This is a genomic window from Pseudomonas sp. Sample_24 (genome assembly GCF_004307605.1).
In the GTDB taxonomy this organism is placed as follows: Bacteria; Pseudomonadota; Gammaproteobacteria; order Pseudomonadales; family Pseudomonadaceae; genus Aquipseudomonas.
In genome coordinates this window covers 1-5553 of record NZ_RCNW01000265.1, presented here as the reverse complement: position 1 = coordinate 5553, position 5553 = coordinate 1, and the positions used below count along the sequence as shown (strand labels likewise).

Below are 5553 nucleotides of genomic sequence, written 5' to 3'. Positions count from 1 at the left end.
GTGAGCCGTCTTAACGTGAGTCAATCAAAATGTTGAAAATCGTCCACCTGCTAATAGGTGCAGCGGCCTTGCTGCTGTCCTTCATCCCTAGCCTGCGATCCGAAGCCGTACCTTACCTGCAACAACCCGATGCTCTGTACCTGGCCTTTTTCGGCCTGCTTAACCTCACCCTCGCACCTGTCATCCCCTACTGGAACAAAGGCCCGCGTCATCAACTGCAAAACCTGGTCAGCGCCCTGCTGGTACTGGCTGTCGTTCTGCAAACCCTGACGCTGATCGCGCCGATGCCTGTCATCGCCGGTCAACCTGCCGTTCTGTTCAGCCTGGTCGCCGCTCTGGTTGCGGTTTTTCTGCACCTGGCCATCAGCTTCTACAAATCGTCACCGGCTGCCGCTTCGCCAAGCTACGACATGAGCAACCGCGATACCGGAACCGTCAAGTCCACCTGCTAATAGGTGCAGCGGCCTTGCTGCTGTCCTTCATCCCTAGCCTGCGATCCGAAGCCGTACCTTACCTGCAACAACCCGATGCTCTGTACCTGGCCTTTTTCGGCCTGCTTAACCTCACCCTCGCACCTGTCATCCCCTACTGGAACAAAGGCCCGCGTCATCAACTGCAAAACCTGGTCAGCGCCCTGCTGGTACTGGCTGTCGTTCTGCAAACCCTGACGCTGATCGCGCCGATGCCTGTCATCGCCGGTCAACCTGCCGTTCTGTTCAGCCTGGTCGCCGCTCTGGTTGCGGTTTTTCTGCACCTGGCCATCAGCTTCTACAAATCGTCACCGGCTGCCGCTTCGCCAAGCTACGACATGAGCAACCGCGATACCGGAACCGTCAAGTGGTTCAACACCTCCAAAGGCTTCGGCTTTATCTCCCGCGACTCCGGTGACGATATTTTCGTGCACTTCCGGGCCATTCGCGGTGAAGGCCATCGCGTCCTGGTCGAAGGCCAGCGCGTGGAGTTCTCTGTCATGAATCGTGACAAGGGCCTGCAAGCCGAAGATGTGATCGCCGCTCTGCCTCGCCGCTGATACAAGGCGTAAAAAAACCGCGAACAGCCTGGCTGCTCGCGGTTTTTTATTGCCTGCCATTCAGTAATGCGGCGGCGGCGCCTCTTCCTCGAAAGACTCGAACTGACCGGCCATTTCTTCCTGGCGCTTGAGCAATGCGGCCATCTGCAACTGCAGGCGCTCGACTGCGCGCTGCTGCGCTGCCAGCACGTCGTTCAACGACTGGATGGTGTCATCCTGAAACGCCAATTGACTCTCCAGATCGGTAACGCGATTTTCCAGGCTCATGATTCAACCCTCCACGAAGGTGAAATCGTCGGTCAGCACCAGACGCAGTCGCTCACGAATGGCCTCGACCTGCTCTGCATTGTAAGGCCTGGCCGGGTGTTTACCCCAGATCGGCGCGGGCCAGGCGGCGTCATCCCGCTTGCGCACGATCACATGCATATGCAACTGACTGACGACATTGCCCAACGCCGCGACGTTGAGTTTATCGGCGTCGAATGAATCCTTGAGCAACTCGGCCAGCGCGGTCGTTTCCTGCCACAACTGCTGCTGATCGGCGACATCCAACTGAAATATCTCACTGATATCGTCACGGCGAGGCACCAGGATGAACCAGGGATAGTTCGAATCGTTGGACAGCAGCAGCCGGCAAAGCGGGAAATCACCGATCGGTAGCGTGTCCTGTTGAAGTATTGGATCTAAAGCGAACACAGCGCGCACTCCCGTCAGGTCATCAATTTCAGCTTAGCGCCCATCCCGAGAGATGTTGCACCAAGCGACTGGACGGCAGCATACCTGCGAACGTCGCAGGCTTCACGACGAACCCTGATGCAAACTCTCGAGGTCCTGATATGGACGCTCCTACGCTCCGAGATGAAACACTTGCTGGCGAAACGCACCAGTACCGAACCGGCAGCCCCGCAAAATGCGCTGAAATGACCGAAAAGCCTCATCAGCTGCTGGGTGACAGGCCGCGATGCTGTATGGATTCAGTACAGCAAATAAAAATTTTTGCACCAAAACCGCACAGTGTGTCTACGCTGACTACTTCGCATATCCGCCAATTACTCAACGGCGGGGTGAACCGGTAACATTTTTGGTTGTCACGCGGCGGTAACAGTATGGTCAACACCATGCGATGGATGGCGTCAAGCCTCACCTACAGCAGGATGAGACCCCCGGATTCATGAGGTTTTACGGCATCGGCCAGCAATGCAGAAAAAAATATCCATGGAATTCTGATTTGTGCACGCTTGTTGCATTCACACCCACATCGTCTATAAGGCTCAGCTGGAAGCGGGAACCTTGAGACTAAATAAAACAGCGGCAGGGTAGCCCGATGGAGATTCAAACGTTTCACCAGGGACTCTTTTTACCGATGCTCAACCCCAACAAAACAGCGTTAAAGTTGTGTCTCCGGTTGCATCGGGGCTGTAAATTTGCGACATCTAGCAAGCTGTTAGCGACAGGGTCGTAAAGAAGCTGAAAGGTTAGATGCGCAAGTATCGCCAACATTGTCGGCGTGATATAAGTTTGCGCCGACACAAAAAGAAAGAGCCGCCCAGATAATAAAACAGGTGGAGCGGCAGTACTCTTCTAAAAACCAAAGGAGCAAATCACGATGCGCGTGATGAAGTGGAGCATGATCGCACTGGCTGTTGCAGCTGGTACCTCGCAGTTCGCAGTGGCGTCTTCCCAGGAAGAATCCAAGGGTTTCTTCGGTGACCAGAGCCTGAAACTGAAAACCCGTTTCGAATACATGAACCGCGACTATAAAAACGGTGTCAGCAACCCATCCAGCGGCACCGCCGGCTATCGTCAGGACTCCGGTCTGAGCCAGTTGCTCACTTACGAGTCGGGCTTCACTCAAGGCACTGTTGGTTTCGGTCTGGACGCCATGGCAATGGGCTCGGTCAAACTGGACGGTGGTTCGGGCAAGCGTGGCAACGGCCTGTTCGCCAACGACAGCGATGGCAACCCGGAAAAATCCCAGGGCAAGGTTGGCGGTGCAGTCAAACTGCGTCTCTCCGACACAGTTCTGAAGTACGGCCAGCAATTCGTAGCCAGCCCAGTGTTCGCTACCGACGACAGCCGTCTGCTGCCAGAAGTTGCCACCGGTACCTTGCTGACTTCCAAGGAAATCAAAGGTCTGGAACTGAGCGCCGGTCGCTTCACCGCTCTGAGCAAACAAACCGGTATGGCCCGTGACAGCATCGGCGGCCTGACTGACGAAGACGGAAACCACGGCAAAGGCCTGAGCGACGGCATCAACATCTTCGGTGCCAGCTACGCCTTCACCGACAACTTCACCGGTGCCGTGGCTGCATCGGATGCCGATGAGTACTTCAAGAAGTACTACGTCAACCTGAACTACACCTTGCCAATCACTGACGATCAGTCCCTGAACTTCGACCTTAACGGTTACAAGACCAAAGGTGACAAGCGCGGTGACCTGGTCGACGCCATCGGCGACGGCACCTTGGGTGTGGACAACAACCTGTGGTCCCTGGCTGCTGCCTATAGCCTCGGCGCTCACAAATTCACCCTGGCCTATCAGCAGTCCAGCGGCGACAACGCTTACTACTACGGCGTTGACGGTAACAGCACCATCTTCGTATCCAACTCCATCCAGATCTCTGACTTCGTGGGCCGCGAGGAGAAATCCTACCAAGCTCGCTATGATCTGAACATGGCTTCCTATGGCGTCCCAGGTCTGAGCTTCATGACCCGTTACGTGATGGGTGACAACATCAAGACCAACGGTCTGGGTGAAGGTAAGGAAAACGAGTGGAACATCGAGTCCAAGTACGTCGTTCAGGAAGGTCCAGCTAAAGACCTGTCCTTCCGTGCACGTTTCGCCAACTACCGTTCGAACGGCGCGTACAGCGGTTACTCGCCTGACGTCTACGACACCCGTCTGATCATCGAGTACCCGCTGAGCATCCTGTAATCAGGGTGTAAAACCGGAAGTACTGTAGATCAAAAAACGCTCACCTTTTCAGGTGGGCGTTTTTTTATGCCTGCCATACACTGATCACGCCAGCAAACAACTTCCGCGAATAACATTAGTACTTTTTTCAATGAACCGATCAAAAGTCACAAAAAAGCCCGAGAGACTATTAATCCCTCGGGCTCATGTAACAACTAATGAAACCAGGCTTACTGTACTGCTGCTTCCTGAACCACACGAACAACCCGCTGTGGAAACGGAATGTCGATACCGGCCTTTTTCAAACGATCACGGGATTGTTCGTTGAACATGAACATCACATCCCAGTAATCCGCAGTTTTAACCCATACACGCAGGGAAACAGTGATCGCACTGTCACCCAGTGTCGAAATAACGGCCTCAGGCTTCGGATCAGTCAATACGCGCGGGTCTTTTGCCAGATCCAGTAACACTTCACGGGCTTTCTGCAGGTCCGCCTCGTAATCAACCCCCACATCAAACACCACTTTGCGGGTTGGCTGGCGGTTGGTATTGGTGATGATGCCGTTCGACAGGTTACCGTTTGGCACGATGATGGTTTTGTTATCACCCGTGCGCAGCACCGTGTGGAAAATCTGGATGCTATCAACCGTACCGGCCACACCTTGTGCTTCGATCCAGTCGCCAATACGGAATGGACGGAACAACAGAATCAACACGCCACCCGCGAAGTTCGCCAGGCTACCCTGCAAGGCCAGACCGATGGCCAGGCCCGCCGCACCGATGGCAGCCACGAACGAGGTGGTTTCCACACCGATCATCGACGCCACGCTGACGATCAGCAGAATTTTCAGAATGATGTTGGCCAGGCTGCTGATGAAGCCTTGCAGCGCCAGATCGGCATTGCGCAATGCAATCAGGCTTCCGAGCTTCTGCGTCACCTTGTTGATCAGCCACCAACCGATGGCCAGTGTGATTACCGCCAACAGCACGCGACTGCCGTATTCCATGATCATCGGAATCCAGGCTTGGGATGCCTTGACCAGGTTATCCACTTCAGCATTCAAGTCCATCTACGTTCTCCTGATTTGCGGCTATCCGGCACGCGAAAAAATAGCGGCAGAAAGACCGACCCGGTGTGGATCAATCGTTTCTGCCGTTGCTTGGGCCTCGGACGCCGAAAACGCCGAGAGGTTCCCGCGTGCGGATCAGTCGCGGAAGTTGTTGAACTGCAGCGGCATGCCGAATTCCTTGGCGCGCAGTACGGCGATGGCTTCCTGCAGATCGTCACGCTTCTTGCCGGTGATGCGCACTTGCTCGCCCTGAATGGCGGCCTGCACTTTCAACTTGGCGTCTTTGACGTGAGCGACGATTTTCTTCGCCAGCTCTTTGTCGATGCCTTCCTTGAGGACGGCTTCCTGCTTCATCAACTTGCCCGAAGCAAATGCATCCTTGACCTCAAGGCACTGCACGTCGATTTTGCGCTTGACCAGCGCCAGCTTGAGGATCTCAATCATCGCTTCGAGCTGGAAATCGGCTTCAGCGGTCAGATTGACGGTCAGGTCCTTTTCCTTGAACTCGAAGCTGCCCTTGCCTTTCAGGTCATAAC

At 54.9% G+C, this 5553-nt stretch carries 7 protein-coding genes; 3 read left to right on the top strand and 4 right to left on the bottom strand.

Annotated features, from left to right (window positions below):
* Positions 1 to 29 precede the first annotated feature (29 nt).
* Positions 30 to 452 (top strand): cold shock domain-containing protein membrane protein, encoded by a 423-nt coding sequence (locus tag D8V06_RS30400; protein WP_177434430.1) that lies wholly within the window; start codon positions 30 to 32, stop codon positions 450 to 452.
* A complete protein-coding gene (locus D8V06_RS31025; protein WP_130931202.1) occupies positions 446 to 1030 on the top strand; it encodes a cold-shock protein in 585 nt (194 codons plus the stop codon). Before D8V06_RS30400 ends, D8V06_RS31025 begins: the two co-directional genes overlap by 7 nt.
* Before the next feature lie 60 nt (positions 1031 to 1090).
* Here the strand turns inward: D8V06_RS31025 and D8V06_RS14710 are convergent, their stop codons facing one another.
* Both D8V06_RS14710 and D8V06_RS14705 read right to left on the bottom strand, forming a co-directional pair.
* Complete coding sequence (locus tag D8V06_RS14710; RefSeq protein ID WP_056852667.1) at positions 1091 to 1297, bottom strand: SlyX family protein; 207 nt, start codon at positions 1295 to 1297, stop codon at positions 1091 to 1093.
* A gap of 3 nt (positions 1298 to 1300) precedes the next feature.
* The gene (locus tag D8V06_RS14705; RefSeq protein ID WP_056852668.1) at positions 1301 to 1726 is read right to left on the bottom strand and encodes an HIT domain-containing protein; all 426 of its coding nucleotides are present in this window, start codon (positions 1724 to 1726) and stop codon (positions 1301 to 1303) included.
* A gap of 910 nt (positions 1727 to 2636) precedes the next feature.
* On the opposite strand from D8V06_RS14705, the gene D8V06_RS14700 reads away from it, so the two are divergent.
* Complete coding sequence (locus tag D8V06_RS14700; RefSeq protein ID WP_130905894.1) at positions 2637 to 3965, top strand: OprD family porin; 1329 nt, start codon at positions 2637 to 2639, stop codon at positions 3963 to 3965.
* A gap of 209 nt (positions 3966 to 4174) precedes the next feature.
* On the opposite strand, the gene D8V06_RS14695 is transcribed toward D8V06_RS14700, so the two are convergent.
* Together D8V06_RS14695 and D8V06_RS14690 are read right to left on the bottom strand one after the other, a co-directional pair.
* Positions 4175 to 5017: a mechanosensitive ion channel family protein gene (locus D8V06_RS14695; protein WP_130905895.1), complete on the bottom strand. Its 843-nt coding sequence runs from the start codon at positions 5015 to 5017 to the stop codon at positions 4175 to 4177.
* A 135-nt stretch (positions 5018 to 5152) separates the two neighbouring features.
* On the bottom strand, positions 5153 to 5553 hold a 401-nt coding region (locus D8V06_RS14690; RefSeq protein ID WP_130931201.1), incomplete at its 5' end, for a YajQ family cyclic di-GMP-binding protein.

Bases quoted from the DNA above. Each gene is read 5' to 3' on its own strand.
- D8V06_RS30400 (WP_177434430.1), top strand. From the start codon at position 30: ATGTTGAAAATCGTCCACCTGCTAATAGGTGCAGCGGCCTTGCTGCTG.
- D8V06_RS14710 (WP_056852667.1), bottom strand. From the start codon at position 1,297: ATGAGCCTGGAAAATCGCGTTACCGATCTGGAGAGTCAATTGGCGTTT.
- D8V06_RS14695 (WP_130905895.1), bottom strand. From the start codon at position 5,017: ATGGACTTGAATGCTGAAGTGGATAACCTGGTCAAGGCATCCCAAGCC.
- D8V06_RS14700 (WP_130905894.1), top strand. From the start codon at position 2,637: ATGCGCGTGATGAAGTGGAGCATGATCGCACTGGCTGTTGCAGCTGGT.